This is a genomic window from Aquipseudomonas guryensis (genome assembly GCF_014164785.1).
Lineage (GTDB): Bacteria > Pseudomonadota > Gammaproteobacteria > Pseudomonadales > Pseudomonadaceae > Aquipseudomonas > Aquipseudomonas guryensis.
Genome location: NZ_JACJFN010000001.1, coordinates 805,162 through 828,973, shown reverse-complemented (window position 1 = coordinate 828,973; position 23,812 = coordinate 805,162). Strand labels below are relative to the sequence as shown.

The following is a 23,812-nucleotide window of genomic DNA, read 5'->3' as shown; positions in this document are numbered from 1 at the left end:
ATGGACACGTGAGCGAGACAGCCCCGCAGATCAGCGAACCGACCCAGGACACTCTGGCCAAGGCTCAGCCGCCCGCCGTTGCGCCGCCCAAAGCCAAGGGCCGTGGCCTCGCCGCAGTGGCGTTGCTGATCGGCGCCGCCGGCTTGGCTGCCGGTGGCTGGAGCAGCTGGCAGCTGTACCTGCAGCAGGACCAGGCGGCGCAGCAGCTGGCCCGCTTCAACGAGAGCAGTGCAGCGGCGCAGCAACAGCTGCAGGCCAGTGAACAGCGCATCGCCCAGCGCCTGGCCGGGCTGCCGACAGCGGCCGATCTGGGCGCCCAGCGCGACCTGCTGGTGAGCCTGCAGGGCGATCAGCAGCGCCTGGCACAAAGCCTCTCCGGGCTGCTCGGCAAGAGCCGCGAAGACTGGCGCCTGGCCGAGGCCGAGCACTTGCTGCGCCTGGCGATGCTGCGTCTCAGCGCGTTGCAGGACGTCAACAGCGCCACCGCGTTGGTGCAGGGTGCCGACAGCATTCTGCAGGCGCAGGATGATCCTCAGGCCTTCGCCGCGCGCGGCGAGCTGATCAAGGTGCTGGAGGCACTGCAAAGCCTGCCGCAGGTCGATCGCAGTGGTCTGTTCCTGCAGCTGGCGGCTTTGCGCGGGCAGGTCGATCAGCTGCAGATGCTCGCCCCCGAATACATCCTGCCGAGCGAAGTGCCGACGGCCGCCAGTGCCAGTGACAGCAGTCGCTGGGCCGAGCTGTGGGCGCAGCTGTCGCGCTATGTGCGCCTCGATCTGCAGGCCGATCAGGATGTGCGCCCGCTGCTGGCCGGGCAGAGCCTGGCGCAGGTTCGCCTGACCCTGGCACTGGCCCTGGAGCAGGCGCAATGGGGCGCGTTGAATGGCCAGCCGGAGGTCTATCGGCAGGCCCTGAAGGCGGCGCATGAGGTGCTCGACAACTACTTCGATCGTGACAATCAGGCGGTCAAGGCCATGCAGCAACGCATCGGCGAGCTGGGCGAGCAGGCTGTCGTGGCCAAGCTGCCTAGCCTGGACCCGGCGCTGAATACCCTGCAGGCCTACCTCAAACTGCGCGAGGCCCGTGAGCTGATGCCGGAAGCGGTGGACGCAGTGGAAACCGAGGAGGGCGGGCAATGATCCGCGCCATCCTCCTGTTGCTTCTGGTGGTCGCAGCCACCACCCTGCTCGGTCTGGCCATCGCCGAACACAGCGGCTATGTGCTGATCGCCTGGAAGAGCTTTCGCTATGAATCCAGCCTGTGGGTGTTCCTGCTCCTGGTGACACTGGCCTGGCTATTGGTCTGGGGCGTGCGCTGGCTATGGCGGCTGTTCGTGGTGTCCGGTGGTCTGCTCAATCCCTGGTCGCGGCGCAATCATGGCAAGCGTCAGCAACTGGCTGCCGATAAAGGCCTGCTGGATCTCGCCGAAGGGCGCTGGGAGCGTGCAGTGCGCCATCTGCAGCAGGCCGCCGAAGGTGAGCGCCAGCCGCTGATGCACTACCTGGGCGCAGCCCGGGCGGCGCAGCAACTGGGTAATTACGAGCAGAGCGATAGCTTTCTCGAACGCGCCCTGCTGCGTCAGCCGCAGGCCGAGCTGGCCATCGCCCTGGCCCATGCCGAACTGCAGCAGGCGCGTGGCGAAAGCGCCGCGGCCCAGGAAACCTTGCAGGTAATGCGCCAGCGTCACCCGCGCCACCGCCAGGTACTGCGTCAGCTGCAGAGCCTGCTGCTGGCCCGTGCGGACTGGTCGGCCCTGCTCGATCTGTTGCCCGAGCTGCGCAAGGGTAAGGTACTCAGCAATGAGGAGCTGGCAACCCTGGAACGCCAGGTCTGGCAGGGTCGCCTGCTGGCCGCCGGGCAGGCTGGATTGAATCAGGGTGAGGCCGCGTTGCAGCCGCTGACCGCGGCCTGGCAGCAGTTGTCCTCGACCCAGCGCAGCGAGCCGGAGTTGCTGCTCGCCTATGCTGGTCAGCTGCAGCGCCTGGGTGCTCCGGAAGAAGCCGAGGAGGTTCTGCGCAAGGGCCTCAAACAGGCTTACGACAGCCGCCTGGTGCGGCTCTATGGTGTGCTGCGCGGGCGTGATCCGGCGCGCCAGCTGCAGACGGCCGAAGCCCTGCTCAAGCAGCATCCGCAGGATCCCGTACTGCTGCTCAGTCTCGGCCGTCTGTGTCTGCAGAACAGTCTGTGGGGCAAGGCCCGTGAGTACTTCGAGATCAGCATGGAGTTTTCCCGCAGCGCGGAAACCTGTGCCGAGCTGGCCCGTCTGCTGGCCCATCTGGGCGAGCTGGAAAAGAGCAATCAGCTGTTCCAGGAAGGCCTTGGCCTGCTCGATCAGCAACTGCCGAACCTGCCACTGCCGGCGCGCGCCTGAGTGCCTGACTAGACGTGCGGCGCCTGGTCACGGACGAGGTGTCGCACGTTGCCTTGAAAGCCTGACCGGCTTTCCTCTACCGTAACCGCCTTTCCCGTCTGCTTCGGAGTTCTCATGGCCTTGGCCAATCCGCGTACCCTGTTTCTCCTCGCTTTTCTCGGTTGCCTTGGCCTGATGGGCGGTGCGTTGTTCCTCGAACACTACGTCGGGCTGGAACCGTGCCCGATGTGCATCGTGCAGCGCGTCTGCGTGATCCTCTTCGCGTTGGTCTGCCTGATCGCCGCCATCCATGGCCCGGCGCGCCTGGGGCGGCGGTTGTATGCGCTGCTGGCCCTGCTGTTCGCGGCGCTGGGTGCCGGCACCGCCGGGCGCCAGGTGTGGCTGCAGGGCGTGCCGCCGGATCAGCTCGAGGCCTGCCTGCCGAGCCTGGAATTCATGCTCGATGCCCTGCCGCTGCAAGAGATCGTGCGCCTGGTGTTTCACGGCACCGCCGATTGCGCGGAAGTGAGCTGGACCCTGTTTGGCATGAGCGTGCCGGAGTGGAGCCTGCTGGCGTTCGCCGGCATGATTCTGTTCAGCCTGTTCCAGTTGTTGCGTCGCAGCTGATCCGGCAACAGCTGGTAACGGCTGGCGATTGCCCACGGTCCGCGCGCGCTGCATAGTCCTGGTCTACCTGCGACTGTCGGAGTCTCATCATGCGTGCCTTGATCGTCTTGCTGTTCGCCCTGTCCATGGCCGGTTGTACGGGCCCGGATATCCGCCAGTACGCCGCCGAGCAGCCGGCGCTTGAGCTATCCGACTACCTGAACGGCGAGCTGGAAGCCTGGGGCATGTTCCAGAACCGCTCCGGTGAAGTGGTCAAACGCTTTCACGTAGCCATGACCGGCACCTGGCAAGGCGATGTCGGTACCCTCGACGAACGCTTCACCTACAGCGATGGCAGTACCGAGCGGCGCGTCTGGACCTTGCGCCGGCAGGCTGATGGCAGCTGGCGCGGAACCGCCGGCGATGTCGTCGGCGAGGCCATCGGTGAGGTCTCCGGCAATGCCCTGCACTGGCGCTACCAGCTGTTGCTCAAGGTCGATGGCGAACAGTATGTAGTCGATTTCGATGACTGGATGTTCCTCATGGATCAGCGCGTGATGCTTAACCGGGCGCGCATGTCCAAGTGGGGTATCGACCTCGGACAGGTGACCCTGAGCTTCTACAAACCGGTGAAATGACCCGGGTCAGCAATTTCCTGATCAAGGTGACTTGATGACGGAAGCCGGCGGGCATACTCTGGCCCAACGCCTCGTCAGTAATCCGGCACTTCGCCGGTTATTTCTTCGGGGCTGCCCAAGTTGCCAAATAATCGGCTCGGGGCTGCGCTACACCAGCATTCACCTGTAGGGAAGTGAGGACATCATGCTCGAGAGCTGCCAGAACGCCCAGGAACGTTGGGGTGGAGTACACCAGCTGATCGACCGCTGGCTTCAGGAACGTCATGAGCTGGTTCGTGCCTATGACCTCCTCAGTGACAAGCCTCAGGCACCTGCAGCCAATGCTCAGGATCTGCAGCGCTTCTGCGAGATTCTGGTCGACTATGTTTCGGCCGGACACTTCGAGGTCTACGAACAACTGACCGGCGAGGCCAAGGCCTTCGGCGACCAGCGCGGCCTCGAACTGGCCAAGCAGATCTACCCGCGTATCGAAGCGATCACCGAAGTGGCGTTGGCTTTCAATGACCGTTGCGACAACGGTGACTGCCGCGATACCGCGTCACTGAGCGCCGAATTGAAACGCCTTGGGCAACTGCTGCATGAGCGCTTCGAGCTGGAAGATTGCCTGATCGAAGTGCTGCACAACGCACACGAGCAGCAGGGCGTAGCCTCGGTCTGAGTGGCTGCTGGACGCCGACTGCTAGTCGGCGACATCCAGCAACTCCAGCTCGAACACCAGTGGTGCATCCGGCGGAATCAGATCGCCGGCGCCAGCCTGGCCATAGGCCTGCGCCGCTGGAATCACCACCCGCCATTTGGCCCCTACCGGCATCGCCCGAAGGGCGGTCTGCCAGCCGCTGATCAGGCTTTTGAGGCGGAACCACTGCGGGTCTTCGCTCTGGTCGAACAGGCTGCCATCGGCCAGTTCGCCGCGATAGCGTACCTGCACCCGTGCAGCATTTCCCGCTTGCCCCGTCCCGGGACGCAGCTCATGAACCAGTACGCCACCGGCCAATTCACGAACCCCCGGCTTGGCTTTTTCCGCCGCCAGAAAGCGCTGTTCCGTAGCCCGCGCCTGTTCGTGACGGACGGCCGCTGCACGCAGGGCGAGGCGCTCCTCGTGCTCATCCAGCAGGGTGTCGATGCGCTCTGGCGACAGCCGCAAAGGCTCCGCGCGATAGGCCTGGCGCATGCCTTCCAGCAAGGCTTCCAGCTGCAGGTCAGGTACTTCGCTGCGCAGCCGCTCACCCAGTCTGGCGCCCAGGCTATAGGCCAGATCATCCTCTGACGTGGCGGCTGCAAGCAGTGCAGGCGAGAGGCAGAGCAGGAGCAATAAACAGCGCAGCATCGGGGGAAATCTCGGGGTGAATGTGTGGGCGATTATGCCAGTGCTTGCCATCGTCACAATGTGCAGCTAGCGACTGGAGAATCTGGCGTCTAGTATGGGGTCACCAACGTCCGTTAGGAGGCACGTCATGCCGACCAACAATAAGAAGTCCGTTACCACTCCGTTGCACCTGCTTCAGCAACTCTCCCACAGCCTGCTCGAACATCTGGAAAAGGCCTGCTCGCAGGCTCTCGGCGAAGCCGAAGAAATGCTGACCAAACTGGAAAAGCAGCGCGGCAAGGCCCAGGAAAAGCTGCATGAAGCGCGCAGCAAATTGCAGGATGCGGCCAAGGCCGGCAAGGCCAAGGCGCAGGACAAAGCCAAGTCGTTGATCAGCGAACTGGAAGAGTTGCTCGACAACCTCAAGACCCGCCAGACCGAAACCCGTAACTACATTCTGCAGCTCAAGCGCGATGCCCAGGAAAGCCTGAAACTGGCCCAGGGCGTAGGCAAGGTGCGCGAGGCGGCCAATAAGGCCCTGAGCAGCCGTACTGCCGCCAAACCAGTGGCCAAGGCTGCAGCGAAACCTGCCGCCAAACCAGCAGTAGCGAAGAAGCCGGCTGCCAAGCCTGCAGCAGCCAAGGCGCCGGTCAAGGCCGTCGCCAAGCCGGTCGCGAAACCCGCGGCCAAGCCAGCCGCCAAACCGACAGTGGCGAAAAAGCCTGCTGCCAGCGCCGCCAAGCCTGCGGCAGCCAAAGCACCGGTTAAGGCTGCGGCCAAGCCGGCCGCGAAGCCGGCCGCGAAGCCTGCAGCCAAGCCAGCAGCCAAACCGGCAGTGGTGAAAAAGCCTGCAGCTAGCGCTGCCAAGCCAGCGGCAGCGAAGGCGCCGGTCAAGGTCGCCGCGAAGCCGGCTGCGAAACCCGCAGCCAAGCCTGCCGCTAAACCGACAGTGGCGAAGAAGCCAGCAGTCAGTGCTGCCAAACCGGCTGCTGCCAAGGCACCGGCCAAGCCGGCGGCAAAACCTGCAGCCAAGCCCGCAGCTAAGGCGCCAGCGGCCAGCGTGGTCAAGCCTGCTGCAGCCAAGGCTCCGGTCAAGGCTGCGGCCAAGCCCGCCGCGAAACCGGCGGCAAAACCTGCGGCTAAACCAGCCGTGAAGAAAGCCCCGGCCGCCAAGCCGGTCGCTGCCAAGCCGGCCACTGCTCCGGCTGCCGCTCCTGCGGCCACCCCGGCCGCCGCTGCACCTGCCACCAGCAATGGCAGCACCCCACCGACCGGCGCTTAAGTCCGGTTTGCCACGGCGCGCAGCACCTGCAGCGCGTCGTGGTGCTGTTCTCCTGCACTGGTGGCCAGAGCCTCAAGCCAGGCCGCCGGTTGCGTTTGCTGCGGCCAGGCGCCCGCCAGGCTTTCCAGGCGTCGTAACAGCTCGCGCTCGGCTTCCAGTTCCAACGCCTTGACCTGCTCGCGCAGGCGCAGCTGTGCCGTATCGAGTTGGGCCGCCTCTCGCCAGTTCTGGCGTAACTCACGCAAGGGTTGCACGACCTGGCGCTGCCAGGGTTCGCTGAGTGCCTGCAATGCGCTCAGGCGTTCCCTGCTGCACGCCACACCGCGTTGTTCCAGCCACGCGCCGCACAGCAGCAGACACACGTCCGCCCCTGCCGCCTGCAGGCGCAGGCAGGCGGCCTCGACGCCGGGGCGGGCGTAGCAGTGGCTGGCAAAGGTCCACAGGTCAGACGGCATGAGGCTCTCCGGGCGAGGGTGGGGCGAAACTGATAGACTGCGCCGCCTTTGGGCGTGCTCACACTACAGCGGCGCGTCCGCTCGATACAGTGTGAATGCGCGCGATGATCCGACTTCAGAACCTTACCTTACAACGTGGCCCGCAACGCCTGCTCGAAGGCGCCGAGATGACCCTGCATGCCGGCCACAAAGCCGGCCTGATCGGTGCCAACGGTGCGGGCAAGTCCAGCCTGTTCGCCCTGCTGCGTGGCGAGCTCGGACCGGATGCCGGCGATTGCCACCTGCCGCCGGATTGGCGCATCGCCCACATGCGCCAGGAGGTCGACGACCTCGAACGCCTGGCCGTGGACTATGTGCTGGATGGCGACATCCACCTGCGCCAGGTACAGCGCGACCTGGCCGCAGCCGAAGCGGCCCACGACGGCACGGCAATCGCCCGTCTGCACAGTGAGCTGGACAACGCCGACGGCTACACCGCCGATGCTCGCGCGCGCAAGCTGCTGGCTGGCCTTGGCTTCAGCAACGAGCAGATGGACAAGCGCGTCGGCGACTTCTCCGGTGGCTGGCGCATGCGCCTGAACCTGGCCCAGGCGCTGATGTGCCCGTCCGACCTGCTGCTGCTCGACGAACCGACCAACCACCTCGACCTCGACGCCATCCTCTGGCTGGAAGAGTGGCTGAAAAGCTATCCCGGCACCCTATTGCTGATCTCCCACGACCGCGACTTCCTCGATGCCGTGGTCGACCATGTGGCGCACCTCGAGCAGCAGAAACTGACGCTCTACCGTGGCGGCTACTCGGCCTTCGAACGCACCCGCGCCGAACGTCTGGCGCAGCAGCAGCAGGCGTACGAGAAGCAGCAGGCGCAGCGCGAGCATATGGAAAAGTACATCGCCCGCTTCAAGGCCCAGGCGACCAAAGCACGCCAGGCACAGAGCCGGATCAAGGCGCTGGAACGTTTGGAAGAGCTGGCGCCGGCGCATGTCGATTCGCCGTTCGATTTCGTCTTCCGCGAGGCCGACAAGATCTCCAGTCCGCTGCTGGACATGGCCGAGGTGCAGCTCGGCTATGGCGACAAGGCGGTGCTGCAGCAGGTCAAGCTGCAGCTGGTTCCGGGCGCACGCATCGGCCTGCTCGGCCCCAACGGCGCCGGCAAGTCGACCCTGATCAAGACCCTCTCCGGCGAGCTCACGCCGCTCTCCGGGCGCCTGGCCCGTGGCGAAAACCTGTCGATCGGCTACTTCGCCCAGCACCAGCTCGACTCGCTGGATGCCAAGGCCAGCCCGCTGCTACACCTGCAGCGTATCGCCCCGAGCGAACGCGAGCAGACCCTGCGCGACTTCCTCGGCGGCTTCGATTTCCGCGGCCCGCGTTGTGATGAAGCGGTGCAGAATTTCTCCGGTGGCGAGAAGGCACGCCTGGCCCTGGCGCTGATCGCCTGGGGCAAACCCAACCTATTGTTGCTCGACGAACCGACCAACCACCTCGACCTGGAAATGCGCCTGGCGCTGACCATGGCCCTGCAGGAGTTTTCCGGCGCGGTGCTGGTGGTGTCCCACGATCGGCACTTGCTGAAAAGCACCACCGACGAATTCCTTCTGGTTGCCGATGGCCGCATCCAGCCCTTCGATGGCGACCTCGAAGACTATGCGCGCTGGCTGGTCGACTTCCGCGCCCGCCAGCAGCCGCAAACGCCTGCAGCGCCGGCCGCCGACAAGACCGACAAGCGCGCCCAGCGCCAGGTCGCCGCCGCCCTGCGTCAGCAGCTGGCGCCACACAAGCGCGAGGCGGACAAGCTGGAAAAGGAACTGAGCAAGCTGCATGAGCAGCTGGCCAAGGTCGAACAGCGTCTGGGCGACAGTGACATCTACGAGGCCGCGCGCAAGGACGAGCTGCGCGAATTGCTGGCCGAACAGGCGCGCCTGAAAAGCCGCGAAGGCGAACTGGAAGAAAGCTGGATGGCCGCTCTGGAGCAGCTGGAAGCGCTGGAGCAGCAGCTGGCGCAAGCCGACTAAGCCGGTCGTTAAGAGGGCCGACATAGACTGTTTGTGCCGGCTTTCGCTGAGTGCACGTCCGCTGGGCGTCGTGCAGGCAAGCGCGTAGGCTAGAGGGCTACCGGACGCTCAGTCGCCCCGCCATTCATTGCAATCACTGAGGTATTCGCCATGGCTATCGAGACCTGGCTCGCTTTCTTCGTTGCCTGCTGGGTGATCAGCCTGTCGCCGGGTGCCGGTGCCATCGCCTCGATGAGCGCCGGCCTGCAGTACGGTTTCTGGCGTGGCTACTGGAACGCCCTTGGCCTGCAACTGGCGTTGCTGATGCAGATCGCCGTGGTTGCTGCCGGCCTCGGTGCGGTACTGGCCACCTCGGAACTGGCCTTCAACCTGATCAAGTGGTTTGGTGTGGCCTACCTGGTCTATCTCGGCTGGAAACAGTGGGTCGCCTTGCCCGGCGAGATCTCCGCGGGCGAGGGCGAGCGGCCTCTGGGGCGCCCGCTGACCCTGGTGCTGCGCGGCTTTCTGGTCAACGCCAGCAACCCCAAGGCGATCATCTTCATCCTCGCCGTGCTGCCGCAGTTTCTCGATCTGCAGGGCTCGCTGCTGGCCCAGTACACGGTGATGGCGGCCACCATGGTGGCGGTCGATCTGGTGGTCATGGCCGGTTACACCGGCCTGGCCGCGCGCGTCCTGCGGGCGCTGCGCTCACCGCGCCAGCAGCGCATTCTCAACCGCACCTTTGGCGGTCTGTTCATGGCTGCCGCCGGCCTGCTGGCCATGGTGCGACGTACCGCCTGAAGGCTGCTCAAGGGCGTCTAGCTCTTGGCTGCTGACTTATTAGGGCGACTTTCCCGTGGAGTACCCCACGCAATGCGAGTCTGGATCGATGCCGACGCCTGCCCCCGGGCGGCGCGGGATCAGGTGGTGAAGTTCGCCCTCAAGCGTGGCTTCGAGGTGGTGCTGGTGGCTGGGCAGCCAGTGGCGCGGCCGGGCTTCACCTGCGTGCGGTTGATCGTGGTGCCCAGTGGTCCGGATGCGGCGGATGATTATCTGGTCGAGCATGCCGTGCCCGGCGAGCTGGTGATCTGCAGCGATGTACCGCTGGCCGATCGCCTGGTGAAGAAGGGCGTCAGTGCCCTCGATCCGCGCGGGCGCGAGTTCGACGAGCGCAACATGGGGGAGCGCCTGGCGGTGCGCAACCTGTTCACCGAACTGCGTGAGCAGGGCCAGATGGGTGGCGGCCAGGCCGCCTATGGCGAGAAGGATCGGCAGGCCTTCGCCAACGCGCTGGATCGTATCCTCACCCGCCTGATGAAGTAGCCCGGATGCAATCCGGGTCGGAGTTGTCTGCTTCCCGGATTGCATCCGGGCTACGGGTTGGCACATGCGCCTTACCGACGATTCGTTGCGGCTCTCAGCCGCACAGATAGGTGCCGGTGCCCACCGCCACCAGGCTGCCGTCGTCGCTGTGCAGCTCGCTGCGCACCACCGCCACCTTGTTGCCCGACCGCAGTAGCACGGCCGTGGCGGTGAACAGCTGGCCGCGGCCGGGGCGCAGGTAGTCGACGCGCAGGTCGATGGTGCCAAGCTTGGACAGGCGCGCCATGCGTTCGCTGCTGGACAGGTGCTGGTGCTTGTCGAAGGCGCCGATAAGCGCCATGGCGCCGCCGGCGACGTCGAGCAGCGAGGAAATCACCCCGCCATGCAGGATGCCGTGGACGAAGTTGCCGATCAGCTCGGGCTTCATCGGCAGTTCCATCACCACCTTGTCGAGGGACAGTTCGACCAGCTGGATGCCCAGCACCTGGTTGAACGGAATGCGCTGGAAGAAACCGGCGACGGCGTCGCGCAGTTCGGCAGTGAGTTCGAAAGCGGGCTTGGTCATGGGGCGCGAGATCTGCGGCAAGAGCGAAGGGCCCTACGCTGCCGCAGTTCGGCCTGCTTGACCAGTGGCACGGCGGAGCTGCGGCGTGGAATGGCTCTTATGCCCCTCTCGCGGTTCGCCAGGTTTTCCCGGCGGCTCTCAGTGCGGGTGTGCCAGTTCCAGCACCCGATCAACCAGTTTGTTGATTCCGGAAGCCGCCTCGGCAATCGACTGAGCGAGCATGTAGGCCGGGGTGCTGACCAGCTTGTGCGCGCTGTCCTCGACTATGTCTTCCACCGCACAGGCCTGGTGGCTGCCGCCCATGGCCTGCAGGGCCTCGGCAGCCGGGTCTTCGGCGCTGCCCAGGGTGCAGGTGACGCCCGCGCCGAAGATCTTCACCGCCAGGGCCGGGGCGATGCAGATCAGGCCGATCGGCTTGCCGGCCTTGGCGAAGGCCTGGGCTGCGGCGAGCACATCGGCCTGCACCGTACAGTCGGCGCCCTGCAGGGCAAAGTCGGAGAGGTTCTTGGCCACGCCAAAGCCGCCCGGCAGGATCAGCGCGTCGAAGTGCTCGACGTGCAGTTCGCGCACATCCTCGACATTACCGCGGGCGATGCGCGCCGCTTCGATCAGCACATTGCGGCTTTCCGCCATTTCCTCGCCGGTCAGGTGGTTGATCACGTGCATCTGCGCCACGTTCGGCGCGAAGCACTGCACCTGGGCGCCGCGTTGGTCGAGGCGCAGCAGGGTGATCACGCTTTCATGGATTTCTGCGCCGTCGTAGACGCCGCAACCGGAGAGGATGACGGCTACCTTTTTGCTCATGGTGTGCTCCTGATCGGGGAAACAGCGGGTGTCGCCAAATGCCGGTCAGCCTGGCATGCCCGGTACTCGGTGGGCGCGGGTGCGTGGCTTAGCATGGCAACAGATAGGGCAATCCTAGCCCGCGATCCGCCGCAACGATATGGGTGACCCGTGAATTACATCCTCTATGCCGTGCCCGTGTTCTTTCTGCTGATCGGTCTGGAGCTGCTTGCCGACCGCTGGCGCGGTCTGCGTACCTATCGTCTGGCCGACTCCCTGAACAGTCTCAGCGCTGGCGTGCTGTCGACCACCAGCGGCTTGCTGACCAAAGCCATTGGCCTGCTGACCTACGCCTTTGCCTGGCAGCAGCTGGCATTGTTCGAGCTGTCGGCCGACAGCCTGTGGGTCTGGTTGCTGGCGTTCGTCTTCTACGACTTCTGCTACTACTGGCTGCACCGCATGGGGCACGAGCGCAGCATCCTCTGGGCGGCCCATTCGGTGCATCACCAGAGCGAGGAGTACAACCTCTCCACCGCTCTGCGCCAGACCAGCACCGGCTTCATCTTCGGCTGGATCTTCTACCTGCCGATGGCCATCGCCGGGGTGCCGCCGTTGGTGTTTCTCACGGTTGGCGCGCTCAACCTGCTCTATCAGTTCTGGGTGCATACCCGGCACATCCCCAAGCTGGGCTGGTTCGAGTGGTTCTTCGTCAGCCCGTCCAACCACCGCGTACACCATGCGCAGAACCCGGTGTACATGGATCGCAACTACGGTGGCGTGTTCATTCTCTGGGATCGCCTGTTCGGCACCTTCCAGGAGGAGCTGGACGAGGAACCGGTGGTGTTTGGCGTGACCACCCCGCTGCGCAGCTGGAACCCGCTGTGGGCCAACCTGCAGGTGTATGCCGCGCTGTGGCAGGACGCGGTGCACGCCGAGTCCTGGTGGGACAAGCTGCGTATCTGGTTCATGCGCACCGGCTGGCGTCCGGCGGATGTCGCCGCGCGCTTCCCGCACAGCAAAGCCGACCTCAGCCAGTTCCGCCGCTTCGAAGTACCTCTGGCGCGGCCACGGCAGCTGTATGCGCTGCTGCAGTTCGTGCTCTACGTGCTGGGTGGCACCTGGCTGCTCGGGCAGGAGGAGCTGCTGCCGTTGTCGATACTGCTGCTTGGCTGCGCCTGGGTGACCTTCGGCCTGTACGCCATTGGCACCTGGCTGGAGAATCGTGCCTGGGCCGGGCGCCTGGAACTGCTGCGTCTCCTGCTGAACCTGCCACTGCTCGGGCTGGCGCCGCAGCTGGGCCTGCTCGCCGCGCCGGCCAATGCCTGGGCGCTGCTGGCCGGCTACACGCTGGTCAGCCTGCTGGCGCTGATCCTGCTGCAGCGGCAATGGGTCGCGCCGCTGCGCGCCTGATTCCTTGTCGCGACGCTGTCGCGTCGTCATCAATTGGTCATAATGGGGGCTTATAACCGTCACACTGAGCCCGCGCGCGTGGGCCCCGGAGTCTGCCGTGAGCTTTACCCCCGCCAATCGCTTGTTCCCCGCCACCCGCCTGCGCCGCAACCGTCGCGATGATTTCTCCCGCCGCCTGGTGCGCGAAAATCGCCTGAGTGTCGACGACCTGATCCTGCCAGTGTTCGTCCTCGACGGTGAAAACCGCCGCGAAGCGATCCCCTCGATGCCGGGCGTCGAGCGCTTGTCCATCGACCTGCTGCTCAAGGAAGCGGAAGAGTGGGTGGCCCTGGGTATTCCGGCGCTGGCGCTGTTCCCGGTGACGCCGCTGGAGAAGAAGTCGCTGCTCGGTGAGGAAGCCTGGAACCCGGACGGCATCGCCCAGCGCGCCATCCGCGCCCTGCGTGCGAAGTTCCCCGAGCTGGGGGTGATCAGCGACGTGGCCCTCGACCCCTTTACCACCCACGGCCAGGACGGCATCCTCGACGACAGTGGCTACGTGCAGAACGACATCACCGTCGATGCGCTGGTCAAGCAGGCGCTGTCGCATGCCGCTGCGGGTGCCCAGGTGGTGGCGCCGTCGGACATGATGGATGGGCGCATTCAGGCGATCCGCGAGGCCCTGGAGCTGGCGGATCACAGCAACGTGCGCATCATGGCCTACTCGGCCAAGTACGCCAGCGCCTACTACGGCCCGTTCCGCGATGCGGTCGGTTCGGCGGCCAACCTGGGCAAGGCCAACAAGGCCAGCTACCAGATGGACCCGGCCAACGGTGACGAGGCGCTGCACGAAGTGGCGGCCGACCTGGCCGAAGGCGCTGACATGGTCATGGTCAAGCCGGGCATGCCGTACCTGGATATCGTGCATCGGGTGAAAACGGAATTCCGCGTGCCGACCTTCGTCTATCAGGTCAGTGGCGAGTACGCCATGCATATGGCGGCGATCCAGAATGGCTGGCTCAGTGAAGCGGTCATCCTCGAGTCGCTGACGGCTTTCAAACGTGCAGGTGCCGATGGCATCCTCACTTACTTCGCCAAGCGGGCGGCAGAATTGATCAAGGCGGGGCAGTAAGCCCCCTGGGAAGTGATGGCATGAACACCGAGGGATTGAGCAATAACGCGGCGCTGGATGCACAACCGAGCAACGAGAGCGTGGTCGAGCAGGCCGTGGCCGAGGTCGTCGAGGCGGTCGTGGTCCCGCCCGCACCTGTCGTAGCGCCCTTCGTGGTACCGGGGCTGGATGACAGCAGCCTGTACATTCACCGCGAGCTGTCCCAGCTGAAGTTCAACATCCGCGTACTGGAACAGGCACTGGATGAATCCTATCCGCTGCTCGAACGCTTGAAGTTCCTGCTGATCTTCTCCAGCAACCTCGATGAGTTCTTCGAGATCCGCGTGGCCGGTCTGAAGAAGCAGATCAACTTCGCCCGCGAACAGGCCGGTGCCGACGGCCTGCAGCCGCACCAGGCGCTGGCGCGGATTTCCGAGCTGGTGCATGAACAGGTCGAGCGTCAGTACGCCATTCTCAACGACACCCTGTTTCCGGCGCTGGCCAAGCACAACGTCAACTTCATCCGCCGGCGCTTCTGGAACACCAAGCTAAAGGCCTGGGTGCGCCGCTATTTCCGCGACGAGATCGCGCCGATCATCACCCCTATCGGCCTTGACCCGACTCACCCGTTCCCGCTGCTGGTGAACAAGAGCCTGAACTTCATCGTCGAGCTGGAGGGCATCGATGCCTTCGGCCGCGACTCCGGTCTGGCGATCATCCCGGCGCCGCGCCTGCTGCCGCGCATCATCAAGGTGCCGGAAGAGGTCGGCGGCCCCGGCGACAACTACGTGTTCCTCTCCTCGATGATCCATGCGCATGCCGACGACCTGTTCCAGGGCATGAAGGTCAAGGGCTGCTACCAGTTCCGCCTGACCCGCAACGCCGACCTGTCGGTGGACACCGAGGACGTCGAAGACCTGGCCCGCGCCCTGCGCGGCGAGCTGTTCGCACGGCGTTATGGCGACGCGGTGCGCCTGGAAGTGGCCGACACCTGTCCGAAGCAGCTGTCCGACTACCTGCTCAAGCAATTCAGCCTGAGCGAGAGCGAGCTTTACCAGGTCAATGGCCCGGTCAACCTGACCCGCCTGTTCGCCATCACCGGGCTGGCCAGCCACCCGGAGCTGCAGTACGCGCCGTTCACCCCAGTGATCCCCAAGCTGCTGCAGAACGCCGAGAACATCTTCAGCGTGATCAGCAAGCAGGACATCCTCCTGCTGCATCCTTTCGAGTCCTTCACCCCGGTGGTCGACCTGCTGCGCCAGGCGGCGAAAGATCCGCACGTGCTGGCGATCAAGCAGACCCTGTACCGTTCGGGAGCCAACTCGGAAATCGTCGACGCGCTGGTCGAGGCAGCGCGCAATGGCAAGGAAGTCACCGCGGTGATCGAGCTGCGCGCACGCTTCGACGAAGAGTCCAACCTGCAACTGGCCAGCCGCCTGCAGGCTGCCGGTGCGGTGGTGATCTATGGCGTGGTCGGCTACAAGACCCACGCCAAGATGATGCTGATCCTGCGCCGCGAGAACGGCGAGATCGTCCGCTACGCGCACCTCGGCACCGGCAACTACCACGCCGGCAACGCCCGTCTGTACACTGACTACAGCCTGCTCACCGCCGACGTGGCGTTGGGCGAGGACGTGTCCAAGCTGTTCAGCCAGTTGATCGGCATGGGTAAGACCCTGCGCATGAAGAAGCTGCTGCATGCGCCCTTCACCCTGAAGAAGACCCTGCTCGACATGATCGCCTTCGAGACCCAGCAGGCCAGCGAGGGCAAACCGGCGCACATCATTGCCAAGTTCAATTCGCTGACCGATCCGAAGATCATCCGCGCGCTGTACAAAGCCAGCCAGACCGGGGTGAAGATCGATCTGGTGGTGCGCGGCATGTGCTGCCTGCGTCCTGGTGTGCCCGGGGTGTCGCACAACATCCAGGTGCGTTCGATCATCGGCCGCTTCCTCGAGCACACCCGGGTGTTCTACTTCCTCAATGGCGGCGAGGAGAAGATCTACCTGTCCAGTGCCGACTGGATGGAGCGCAACCTCGACAAGCGCGTGGAGACTTGCTTCCCGGTGGAAGGTCGCAAGCTGATCGTGCGGGTGAAGAAGGAGCTGGAAGCCTATCTGACCGACAACACCCAGGCCTGGGCGCTACAGCCGGATGGGCGCTACGTGCGCATCACGCCGAGCGGCAACGCCAACCTGCGCAGTGCCCAGGCCAGCCTGCTGGAGAAGCTGACCAGCCCGCTGGCGCGCTGAGAACCTGTTTACGATCTCCTGACTCGCGGCCATACGGCGTTAAAAACGGCCTCGGGAAGCGGCTTGCGGCTAACGCGCTTTAGCGCGACCCGAAGGGCGAGTGAAACGAGTCATGCTCATTTACAGCTCGTAAACTGCGCTTCCTCGGCGTTTTGACCAGCCGAAGGCTGTTACTGGCGTAGCGCCTTGTCTGGCTCTAATTCAGAAGATCGTAAATAGGTTCTGAGTCCGTTGCCCACAAAAAAGCCCCGCAGCGCAGGCTGCGGGGCTTTTTTCGTTGCGGGCCCGGAGCCCGGTTCTCAGCGAATGGTCAGGGTGAAGCCGATGCGCTTCAGCCATTCGGCTTCCTGGGCGAAGTCGGCCTGGGTCAGCGGGTTGAGCTCCAGCCAGCCCGCCGGGAAGGTCAGATCCAGGCTCTGCGGCCCGCCTTCCAGTTGCACCTTGGGCATTTCCTGGGCGCCGCGGATGTGGTGGAAGAGGATGGCGAAGCGCAGCAGGACGCACAGGCGCAACAGCTTGATGCCTTCCTCGCCGAACTCGGCGAAGCGGTCCTTGGGGATGTTGCGCCGGTGGCCGCGTACCAGCAGGGCCAGCATCAGCTGGTCCTGGCGCGAGAAACCGGGCAGGTCGGAATGCTCGATCAGGTAGGCACCGTGCTTGTGGTACTGGTAGTGGGCGATATCCAGGCCTATCTCGTGCACCCGTGAGGCCCACTGCAGCAGGTCGCGGTGCCAGTCGTCATCCAGTTGCCAGGCGGTGGTGACTTGTTCCAGCGCCGACAGCGCCTTGGCTTCGACCCGGGCCGCCTGCTGCAGGTCGACGTGGTAGCGCTCCATGAGGGCGCTGAGGGTGCGCTCGCGCACGTCCTCATGGTGATGGCGGCCGAGCAGGTCGTAGAGCACGCCTTCGCGCAGGGCGCCTTCGGAATGATCCATGCGTTGCAGGTCGAGGGCGTCGAAGATCGCTTCGGCGATGGCCAGGCCGGCCGGGAAGATCTGCCGCCGATCCGGTTTGATGCCATCCAGATCCAGCTTGTCGACCTCGCCCAGCTTGAGCAGCTTGCGCTTGAGCCAGGCCAGGCCTTCGGGGTTGATCTCGCCATTGCCCAGACCACCGGCCTTGATTGCCAGCCCGACGGCGCGCAGGGTGCCGGAAGCGCCCACGGCTTCCTGCCAGCCCAGGCGTTGCAGGCCCTGTTCGATGGTCATCAGCTCCAGGCGTGCGGCGGTGTAGGCCTGGGCATAGCGCGCGGCGGTGATCTTGCCGTCCTTGAAGTAGCGCTGGGTGAAACTGACGCAGCCCATCTGCAGGCTTTCGCGCAGCAGTGGCTCGAAGCGCTGACCGACGATGAACTCGGTGCTGCCGCCGCCGATATCGGCGACCAGGCGTTTGCCCGGGGTGTCGGCGATGCTGTGGGAAACGCCAAGGTAGATCAGGCGCGCTTCTTCACGACCGGAGATGACTTCCACCTGATGGCCGAGCAGGGCTTCTGCGCGGCGGATGAATTCAGCCCGGTTGCGCGCTTCGCGCAAAGCGTTGGTGCCGACGATGCGCACCGCACCCTGCGGCAGGCCCTGGATCAGCTGGGCAAAACGGCTCAGGCAGTCGAGGCCGCGCAGCATGGCTTCTTCGCTGAGCAGGCGCTCCTCGTCGATGCCGGCGGCCAGCTGCACCTTCTCGCCGAGGCGCTCGAGAATGCGCACCTCACCATGTTCGGCCTTGGCCAGCACCATATGGAAGCTGTTCGAGCCGAGGTCGATGGCGGCGATCAAGGAAAACGACTTGGGAGCGGCTTGCGGCATGGTCAGGGGTCTCGATGCTGAACGGAGGCATCCTGCCGCGATCGGGCAGTCGGTTCAATGAGGTGCATGTTACCCTCCCAGACCACGCCTGCCTCACTCTTTCATCAGCTTATTGCTGCATATCAATAGTTAGGCTCAATCGACTTCGGCTTTCGGTGAGGTCAAAGCCGGGCTATGATGGCGCCACTTTTTGCTTCAGAACCTGGAGACTATCCATGAGCGATTTCATCACCAACGTCAGCGACGCCAGCTTCGAAGACGACGTGATCAAGGCCGACGGCCCGGTCCTGGTCGACTATTGGGCCGAATGGTGCGGTCCGTGCAAGATGATCGCCCCGGTTCTCGACGAAATCGCCCAGACCTACCAGGGCAAACTGAAGGTCTGCAAGCTGAACATCGACGAGAACCAGGACACCCCGCCAAAGTACGGCGTGCGCGGCATCCCGACTCTGATGCTGTTCAAGAACGGCAACGTCGAAGCGACCAAGGTCGGCGCCCTGTCGAAGTCGCAACTGGCGGCCTTCCTCGACGCCAACATCTGATTGCACGCGAACCTGCCGTCCAGTCAGCTGCTGTGAAAAGCCCCGCACCTTGCGGGGCTTTTTCTTGGGCAGGCTAGACGCATCATCAGGCCGGTGTTACATTCGGCCGGTCAGCGGTTCCTCCGCTGCCCTCCAAGCCGTCGCCGACGCATCCTAATTCGATAATATCGAGCGATTCAGTCGCCTTCTCGCGGCGCGGCTTCCAAAGCCCAGTGCTTTCATCCCCCTTCCTCAAAGCTACGTCATTCCTATGAATCTGACCGAACTCAAGCAAAAGCCGATTGCCGATCTGCTCGAAATGTCTGAACAGATGGGCCTGGAAAACATGGCCCGTTCGCGCAAGCAGGACATCATCTTCGCCCTGCTGAAAAAGCACGCTAAAAGTGGTGAAGAGATCTCCGGCGACGGCGTGCTGGAGATCCTCCAGGACGGCTTCGGCTTCCTGCGCTCCGCGGACTCCTCGTACCTGGCCGGCCCGGACGACATCTATGTCTCGCCCAGCCAGATCCGCCGCTTCAACCTGCGTACCGGTGACACCATCATCGGCAAGATCCGTCCGCCGAAAGAAGGCGAGCGTTACTTTGCCCTGCTCAAGGTCGACTCGATCAACTTCGACCGTCCGGAAAACGCCAAGAACAAGATCCTGTTCGAGAACCTCACGCCGCTGTTCCCTAACGAGCGTCTGAAGATGGAAGCCGGCAACGGCTCCAAGGAAGACCTCACCGCGCGCGTGATCGATCTCTGCGCCCCGATCGGCAAGGGCCAGCGCGGCCTGATCGTCGCCCAGCCGAAGGCGGGTAAAACGATCATGCTGCAGAACATCGCGGCCAACATTACCCGCAACAACCCCGAGTGCCACCTGATCGTCCTGCTGATCGACGAGCGTCCGGAAGAAGTAACCGAGATGCAGCGCACCGTGCGCGGCGAAGTGGTTGCCTCGACCTTCGACGAGCCGCCGACCCGCCACGTGCAGGTCGCCGAAATGGTGATCGAGAAGGCCAAGCGCCTGGTCGAGCACAAGAAGGACGTGGTCATCCTGCTTGACTCCATCACCCGTCTGGCGCGTGCCTACAACACCGTGATCCCGAGCTCCGGCAAGGTCCTCACCGGTGGTGTCGACGCCCACGCCCTGGAGAAGCCGAAACGCTTCTTCGGCGCCGCGCGTAACATCGAGGAGGGCGGTTCGCTGACCATCATCGCTACCGCGCTGGTGGAAACCGGCTCGAAGATGGACGAAGTGATCTACGAAGAATTCAAGGGCACCGGCAACATGGAGCTGATCCTCGATCGCCGGGTTTCCGAGAAGCGCGTGTTCCCGGCCATCAATATCAACAAGTCCGGCACCCGCCGCGAAGAGTTGCTGACCGGCGAGGAAGAGCTGTCGCGCATGTGGATTCTGCGCAAGCTGCTGCACCCGATGGATGAAATCGCCGCCATCGAGTTCCTCCTCGACAAGCTGAAAGACAGCAAGACCAACGATGAATTCTTCTTGTCGATGAAGCGCAAGTAAGTTCAGCGTGACCAAAAAGGCCGGGGAAACCCGGCCTTTGCGTTTCTGCGGCCTTCTGAATAACCCAGTTCGGCGCTAAACTTTGCGCCCCGACCTGCGCGCCTATACGAGGCTCAAGCATGCAGTATCGCGACCTTCGCGACTTTATCCGCGGCCTGGAACAGCGCGGCGAACTCAAGCGCATCCAGACGCCGGTTTCCCCGGTGCTGGAAATGACCGAAATCTGCGACCGCGCCCTGCGCAAGGGTGGTCCGGCGCTGCTGTTCGAGAACCCCACGGGCTTTGACATGCCGGTGCTCGGCAACCTGTTCGGCACGCCCAAGCGCGTGGCGCTGGGCATGGGTGCCGAGGAAGTCAGCGAGCTGCGCGAAATCGGCAAGCTGCTGGCCTTCCTCAAGGAGCCGGAGCCGCCGAAAGGCCTGAAGGATGCCTGGAGCAAGCTGCCGATCTTCAAGAAGGTCCTGAGCATGGCGCCCAAGGTGCTCAAGGATGCACCGTGCCAGGAAGTGATCGAGGAGGGCGACGACGTCGACCTGACCAAGCTGCCGGTGCAGACCTGCTGGCCGGGCGATGTCGGCCCGCTGATCACCTGGGGCCTGACCATCACCAAGGGCCCGAACAAGGACCGGCAGAACCTCGGCATCTACCGCCAGCAGGTGATCGGTCGCAACAAGCTGATCATGCGCTGGCTCAGTCACCGTGGCGGCGCCCTGGACTTTCGCGACTGGTGCGAGAAGTTTCCCGGCCAGCCCTACCCGGTGGCCGTGGCCCTCGGTGCCGACCCGGCGACCATTCTCGGCGCGGTCACCCCGGTACCGGACAGTCTCTCCGAGTACGCCTTCGCCGGTTTGCTGCGCGGCAACAAGACCGAGCTGGTCAAGGCTCGCGGCAGTGACCTGCAGGTGCCGGCCAGCGCCGAGATCGTCCTCGAAGGGGTGATCCATCCCGGCGAGATGGCCGATGAAGGTCCCTACGGCGACCACACCGGCTACTACAACGAGGTCGACCGCTTCCCGGTGTTCACCGTCGAGCGCATCACCCGCCGGCAGAAGCCGATCTACCACAGCACCTACACCGGCCGCCCGCCGGATGAGCCGGCGATCCTCGGCGTGGCGCTGAACGAAGTGTTCGTGCCGATCCTGCAGAAGCAGTTCCCGGAAATCACCGACTTCTACCTGCCGCCGGAAGGCTGTTCGTACCGCATGGCGGTGGTGACCATGAAGAAGCAGTACCCCGGCCACGCCAAGCGGGTGATGCTCGGTGTGTGGTCGTTCCTGCGACAGTTCATGTACACCAAGTTCGTTATCGTCACCGACGACGATATCAATGCACGGGACTGGAACGACGTGATCTGGGCGATTACCACGCGCATGGACCCCAAGCGCGACACGGTGCTGATCGACAACACGCCGATCGACTACCTCGACTTTGCCTCGCCGATCTCCGGCCTGGGCTCGAAGATGGGCCTCGACGCCACCCACAAGTGGCCGGGCGAGACCAATCGCGAGTGGGGTCGCGCCATCGTCCAGGACGAGGCGGTCAAGCAGCGGGTGGATGAGCTGTGGGGCCAACTCGGAATCGATTGATGAAAGTTACCCTGCAACCCTCCGGTGCGGTACTTGAGGTCGAGGCCGGCGAGCGCATCCTCGACGCTGCCCGGCGCCTCGGCTACGACTGCCCGCAGAGCTGTCGCAATGGCAACTGCCATATCTGCTCGGCCCTGCTGGTCGAGGGTCGGATACGCCAGAGTGGTGAAGAGCGCGACCATGGTGAGCTGTACACCTGTCTGGCCGAACCGCTGCAGGACTGCGTGCTGCACTGGGATGGCGTGCTGGCGCCCGGCGAACTGCCGTTGTGCGAACTGAACTGTCAGTTGCTCGAATGCACCGAGGTGGGTGGCGACGTGTTCCGCGTGCGCTTGCGCACCCCGGCCGGCAGGCTGCCGCGTTACCACGCCGGGCAATACCTGCTGGTGCAGCGTGAGGATGGCGAGTATTCCGCTTTCTCCCTGGCCTCGGCGCCGCACAGCGGGCGAGAGCTGGAGCTGCATGTGCTGGCCCGCGAAGAAAGCGCCAGCGAGTTGCTGGCGTTCCTGCGTCGCCAGGGTTTTGCCAGGGTGCAGCTGCCCTTCGGCGACACCCACCTGGCCGAACTGCCTGCCGGGCCGCTGGTGCTGATCGCCGCCGGTACCGGCATGGCGCAGATGCACAGCCTGATCGAGCATTGCCGCGCTGCCGGCTTTCAGCACCCTGTGCATCTGTACTGGGGCGTGCGCCACGCCGAGGACTTCTACCAGCTGCCGCACTGGGCCGATTGGCAGCAGACCCCCGGTCTGTACCTGCATCGGGTGGTCAGTGAGCAGGGGGAGTGGTCCGGGCGCTGTGGCCTGCTGCACGAGGCGGTGTGCGAGGACTTCGCCGACCTCAAGGCGCTGCACGTCTATGCCAGCGGCTCGCCAGCGATGGTCTACGGCACCCTCGATGCGTTGGTCGAGGCCGGCATGGATGCCCACCAGATGCGCGCCGACGTGTTTGCCTACGCGCCACGCGACTAACTGTCACCACACCCAACAAAAAGCCGCCCGAGGGCGGCTTTTTCAATGGTGCAGAAAGGACCCAGCCCGTAGCCCGGATTGCATCGGGCTACCCGCTTTTCGATGTTGGGCCTGGAGCCTGCGAGCTAGAGGCAGGCTAGGCACAACGACCAGCGGGAGTAACTGCCGAAGGGGGAGCGCACTTTTAACAACGCCTGACCGACGCGCAGCCGGCTCTAAATACTCAGCGCACCTGCACCACCACCTTGCCGACTGCCTTGCGCTGGCCGAGGGCATTGATCGCCGCGGCGGCCTGCTCCAGCGGGAAGACCTGCGACACCAGCGGCTTGAGCTTGCCCTCGGCATGCCAGGCGAACAGCTGCTTGAAGTTGGCGGCGTTGTCCTGCGGCTGGCGCTGGGCGAATGAACCCCAGAACACCCCGACCACCGCCGCGCCCTTGAGCAGGCAGAGGTTGACCGGCAGTTCGGGGATGCGCCCGCTGGCGAAACCGACCACCAGCAGACGGCCGTTCCAGGCGATGGCGCGGATGGCTTCGTCGAACAGGTCGCCACCGACCGGGTCGTAGATCACGTCTGCGCCCTGGCCGCCGGTGAGCTTCTTCACTTCTTCCTTGAGGCTCGACTCGCTGTAGTTGATCAGGTGGTCGGCGCCGGCGGCCTTGGCCACGGCCAGCTTCTCCGTGCTGCTGGTGGCGGCGATCACGGTGGCGCCCATGGCCTTGCCGATCTCCACCGCGGCCAGGCCGACGCCGCCTGAGGCGCCGAGCACCAGCAGGGTTTCGCCCGGCTGCAGATTGGCGCGCTGCTTGAGGGCGTGCATCGAGGTGCCGTATGTCATGCCGAAGGCGGCAGCGGCATTGAAGTCGAGGCCGCGCGGAATCGGCATGACGTTGTAGCCGGGCACCGCCACCTGTTCGGCGAAGCTGCCCCAGCCGGTCAGCGCCATCACCCGGTCACCGGCCTTGACGTGCTCGACCTTCTCACCGACTTCCAGCACCACCCCGGCCGCTTCGCCGCCCGGGGAGAAGGGGAAGGGCGGCTTGAACTGATACTTGCCTTCGATGATCAGGGTGTCAGGGAAGTTGACTCCGGCGGCATGCACCTCAAGGAGGATCTCGTTCTTCTTGATCGCGGGGCTGGCAACTTCTTCCAGAACCAGGGTTTCGGCCGGGCCGAAGGCTTTGCACAGAACGGCTTTCATCACGAGATTTCCTCAACGGGTTGATGGTCTGGCAGTGTAGGTGGCAAGTCCGGCTGGTCAACGAGCATGCCCTGGCCTGATGCTGGTGTATAAGCGTTGGGCTTGGGTGCGGGCCCGGCAATGGCTATGCTAGCGCCACACCTTCTTGAGGA

General features: G+C 64.5%; 22 protein-coding genes. 16 read left to right on the top strand and 6 right to left on the bottom strand.

From position 1 onward, the window contains the following. Window positions 1-8: 8 nt before the first annotated feature. From H3H45_RS20320 to rsd, 5 genes are all read left to right on the top strand, one after another. On the top strand, window positions 9-1,136 hold the full coding sequence (locus H3H45_RS20320; RefSeq protein ID WP_182832394.1) for a uroporphyrinogen-III C-methyltransferase: 1,128 nt from the start codon (window positions 9-11) through the stop codon (window positions 1,134-1,136). After that, the gene (locus H3H45_RS03745) at window positions 1,133-2,368 is read left to right on the top strand and encodes a heme biosynthesis HemY N-terminal domain-containing protein (RefSeq protein WP_182832393.1); all 1,236 of its coding nucleotides are present in this window, start codon (window positions 1,133-1,135) and stop codon (window positions 2,366-2,368) included. Before H3H45_RS20320 ends, H3H45_RS03745 begins: the two co-directional genes overlap by 4 nt. Window positions 2,369-2,482: 114 nt before the next feature. Next, window positions 2,483-2,974, top strand: a complete 492-nt coding sequence (locus H3H45_RS03740) for a disulfide bond formation protein B (protein ID WP_182832392.1) — start codon at window positions 2,483-2,485, stop codon at window positions 2,972-2,974. Between the two features lie 89 nt (window positions 2,975-3,063). Continuing rightward, complete coding sequence (locus H3H45_RS03735; RefSeq protein WP_182832391.1) at window positions 3,064-3,591, top strand: DUF3833 domain-containing protein; 528 nt, start codon at window positions 3,064-3,066, stop codon at window positions 3,589-3,591. Window positions 3,592-3,775: 184 nt separating this feature from the next. Continuing rightward, on the top strand, window positions 3,776-4,249 hold the full coding sequence (gene rsd / locus H3H45_RS03730) for a sigma D regulator (RefSeq protein WP_182832390.1): 474 nt from the start codon (window positions 3,776-3,778) through the stop codon (window positions 4,247-4,249). A 21-nt stretch (window positions 4,250-4,270) separates the two neighbouring features. Here the strand turns inward: rsd and H3H45_RS03725 are convergent, their stop codons facing one another. After that, a complete protein-coding gene (locus tag H3H45_RS03725) occupies window positions 4,271-4,918 on the bottom strand; it encodes an FKBP-type peptidyl-prolyl cis-trans isomerase (RefSeq protein WP_182832389.1) in 648 nt (215 codons plus the stop codon). Between the two features lie 127 nt (window positions 4,919-5,045). On the opposite strand from H3H45_RS03725, the gene H3H45_RS03720 reads away from it, so the two are divergent. Further along, window positions 5,046-6,179, top strand: a complete 1,134-nt coding sequence (locus tag H3H45_RS03720; RefSeq protein WP_182832388.1) for an AlgP family protein — start codon at window positions 5,046-5,048, stop codon at window positions 6,177-6,179. On the opposite strand, the gene H3H45_RS03715 is transcribed toward H3H45_RS03720, so the two are convergent. Continuing rightward, window positions 6,176-6,634 (bottom strand): TIGR02444 family protein, encoded by a 459-nt coding sequence (locus H3H45_RS03715; protein WP_182832387.1) that lies wholly within the window; start codon window positions 6,632-6,634, stop codon window positions 6,176-6,178. The genes H3H45_RS03720 and H3H45_RS03715 overlap by 4 nt on opposite strands. 104 nt (window positions 6,635-6,738) lie before the next feature. On the opposite strand from H3H45_RS03715, the gene H3H45_RS03710 reads away from it, so the two are divergent. The 3 genes from H3H45_RS03710 (at window position 6,739) to H3H45_RS03700 (ending at window position 9,951) form a co-directional block, all read left to right on the top strand. Continuing rightward, entirely contained in the window at window positions 6,739-8,649 is a 1,911-nt protein-coding gene (locus H3H45_RS03710; RefSeq protein WP_182832386.1) for an ATP-binding cassette domain-containing protein, read from the top strand. 150 nt (window positions 8,650-8,799) lie between these two features. Beyond that, on the top strand, window positions 8,800-9,429 hold the full coding sequence (locus H3H45_RS03705) for a LysE family transporter (protein ID WP_182832385.1): 630 nt from the start codon (window positions 8,800-8,802) through the stop codon (window positions 9,427-9,429). Window positions 9,430-9,501: 72 nt separating this feature from the next. Then, on the top strand, window positions 9,502-9,951 hold the full coding sequence (locus H3H45_RS03700) for a YaiI/YqxD family protein (protein ID WP_182832384.1): 450 nt from the start codon (window positions 9,502-9,504) through the stop codon (window positions 9,949-9,951). A gap of 94 nt (window positions 9,952-10,045) precedes the next feature. Here H3H45_RS03700 and H3H45_RS03695 read toward each other — a convergent pair whose 3' ends face one another. Further along, window positions 10,046-10,516: a thioesterase family protein gene (locus H3H45_RS03695; protein ID WP_182832383.1), complete on the bottom strand. Its 471-nt coding sequence runs from the start codon at window positions 10,514-10,516 to the stop codon at window positions 10,046-10,048. A gap of 138 nt (window positions 10,517-10,654) precedes the next feature. After that, window positions 10,655-11,320, bottom strand: coding sequence for an isoprenoid biosynthesis glyoxalase ElbB (elbB, locus tag H3H45_RS03690; protein WP_182832382.1), 666 nt, complete (start codon window positions 11,318-11,320; stop codon window positions 10,655-10,657). A 150-nt stretch (window positions 11,321-11,470) separates the two neighbouring features. Between elbB and H3H45_RS03685 the strand changes: the two genes are divergently transcribed. From H3H45_RS03685 to ppk1, 3 genes are all read left to right on the top strand, one after another. Beyond that, on the top strand, window positions 11,471-12,709 hold the full coding sequence (locus tag H3H45_RS03685; RefSeq protein ID WP_182832381.1) for a sterol desaturase family protein: 1,239 nt from the start codon (window positions 11,471-11,473) through the stop codon (window positions 12,707-12,709). 97 nt (window positions 12,710-12,806) lie between these two features. Further along, window positions 12,807-13,820 (top strand): porphobilinogen synthase, encoded by a 1,014-nt coding sequence (gene hemB, locus H3H45_RS03680; protein WP_182832380.1) that lies wholly within the window; start codon window positions 12,807-12,809, stop codon window positions 13,818-13,820. 20 nt (window positions 13,821-13,840) lie between these two features. Continuing rightward, on the top strand, window positions 13,841-16,051 hold the full coding sequence (gene ppk1, locus H3H45_RS03675; RefSeq protein ID WP_182832379.1) for a polyphosphate kinase 1: 2,211 nt from the start codon (window positions 13,841-13,843) through the stop codon (window positions 16,049-16,051). A 299-nt stretch (window positions 16,052-16,350) separates the two neighbouring features. Here ppk1 and ppx read toward each other — a convergent pair whose 3' ends face one another. Further along, window positions 16,351-17,853 (bottom strand): exopolyphosphatase, encoded by a 1,503-nt coding sequence (gene ppx / locus H3H45_RS03670; protein ID WP_182832378.1) that lies wholly within the window; start codon window positions 17,851-17,853, stop codon window positions 16,351-16,353. 215 nt (window positions 17,854-18,068) lie between these two features. On the opposite strand from ppx, the gene trxA reads away from it, so the two are divergent. The 4 genes from trxA to H3H45_RS03650 all read left to right on the top strand — a co-directional run bounded on the left by trxA (window position 18,069) and on the right by H3H45_RS03650 (window position 22,459). After that, the gene (trxA, locus tag H3H45_RS03665) at window positions 18,069-18,395 is read left to right on the top strand and encodes a thioredoxin TrxA (protein WP_173210248.1); all 327 of its coding nucleotides are present in this window, start codon (window positions 18,069-18,071) and stop codon (window positions 18,393-18,395) included. A gap of 250 nt (window positions 18,396-18,645) precedes the next feature. Then, on the top strand, window positions 18,646-19,905 hold the full coding sequence (rho, locus tag H3H45_RS03660) for a transcription termination factor Rho (protein WP_173210246.1): 1,260 nt from the start codon (window positions 18,646-18,648) through the stop codon (window positions 19,903-19,905). Window positions 19,906-20,024: 119 nt separating this feature from the next. After that, window positions 20,025-21,491, top strand: a complete 1,467-nt coding sequence (ubiD, locus tag H3H45_RS03655) for a 4-hydroxy-3-polyprenylbenzoate decarboxylase (RefSeq protein ID WP_182832377.1) — start codon at window positions 20,025-20,027, stop codon at window positions 21,489-21,491. Then, window positions 21,491-22,459 (top strand): CDP-6-deoxy-delta-3,4-glucoseen reductase, encoded by a 969-nt coding sequence (locus tag H3H45_RS03650; RefSeq protein ID WP_182832376.1) that lies wholly within the window; start codon window positions 21,491-21,493, stop codon window positions 22,457-22,459. Before ubiD ends, H3H45_RS03650 begins: the two co-directional genes overlap by 1 nt. Before the next feature lie 223 nt (window positions 22,460-22,682). Here the strand turns inward: H3H45_RS03650 and H3H45_RS03645 are convergent, their stop codons facing one another. Next, on the bottom strand, window positions 22,683-23,660 hold the full coding sequence (locus tag H3H45_RS03645) for an NADPH:quinone oxidoreductase family protein (RefSeq protein ID WP_182832375.1): 978 nt from the start codon (window positions 23,658-23,660) through the stop codon (window positions 22,683-22,685). Window positions 23,661-23,812 lie beyond the last annotated feature (152 nt).